Annotated in this window: 1 protein-coding gene; it reads right to left on the bottom strand. The window is 42.2% G+C overall.

The features are described from left to right. A protein-coding gene (locus Q4Q50_RS22295; protein WP_311901218.1) for an IS3-like element ISSba5 family transposase occupies positions 1-1,153 on the bottom strand; the annotation gives its coding sequence in 2 pieces (ribosomal slippage) (positions 1-895 and positions 895-1,153; 1,154 coding nt annotated over the 2 pieces). This gene is flagged as partial in the annotation. Positions 1,154-1,183 lie beyond the last annotated feature (30 nt).

The following is a 1,183-nucleotide window of genomic DNA, read 5'->3' as shown; positions in this document are numbered from 1 at the left end:
GAGTCATTCCAATATAAACGTTCTGACTCATTTGGCGTTAACCCTCCATTATATTGATGGGGTCTGGTCTCACTGTAATATCCAGTGATGTAATTTGTGATCTCTTTATCTGCTTCTGTAAAATTCCCATAACCACTTGCGGGTATCCACTCAGATTTCAAACTTCTAAAGAAACGCTCCATTGGTGCGTTATCCCAACAATTCCCGCGACGACTCATACTTTGCTCAATCTGAAGACGCCATATTAATTGTCTGAATTTCAAGCTCGTGTAATGTGAACCTTGATCGCTGTGATATATCACATTCTCAGGCTTACCCCTTAACTCAAATGCCATTTTCAAAGCTTTACAGGTCAGCTCACTATCTGGTGATAATGACAAAGCCCATCCAACAGGTTTGCGGGAAAATAAGTCTAAAACAACGGCTAGATAGGCCCAACGATTACCGACCCAAACATACGTCACGTCGCCACACCACACTTGATCTGGTTGAGTTACTGCAAACTGTCGATTAAGCGTATTGGGGATTGCAACATGCTCTTGTGTCGCTTTTCTATAAGAATGCTTAGGCTGCTGACAGCTTAATAACCCAAGTTTTTTCATTAGATTACGGGCTCGATAACGACTGAGACCAATCCCTTTGTTAGTCACTAATTGCGCTATCGTTCGCGCACCGGCAGAGCCATGACTAATACGATGTGCGGCCTTCGCTTCACTGCATAAAATAGTAAAGTCTGTATCAATATGTTCTTTTCTTTTTAGCCAATACTTATAGCTACTTCGATGCACTTTGAATGCATTACAAATTGTGAGAATAGAGTGGCTCTGCTTGAGTGCGCTGATTAGCGTAAATTGTTCATCGAGTCTGACATCAAGAGAGCGGTAGCCTTTTTTAGGATAAGATTGTGCTCCTCAAGACGCGCTATTTGCTTCTTCAGCTCACGGATTTCAATTTGTTCAGGGGTAATCGGAGATGCTTTTGGTATGCCACCCTGGCGTTCTAGTTTTAACTGTCTCACCCATTTATCCATAGTGGACTTACCTACGTTCATCGCCTTTGCAGCTTCGATGATGCTATGGTTTTTATCGAGGACTAATTGGGCAGCTTCAAGTTTGAATTCAGCACTAAATGTTTTTCTGGTTGTCGATCTCATGTGTTCACCTAAAGTCATCTACGAGGTAAT

The organism is Shewanella scandinavica, from assembly GCF_031932065.1.
GTDB classification, from domain to species: Bacteria; Pseudomonadota; Gammaproteobacteria; order Enterobacterales; family Shewanellaceae; genus Shewanella; species Shewanella baltica.
Note: the sequence above shows the minus strand (reverse complement) of the source record. Positions and strands in the feature narration are given on the sequence as shown.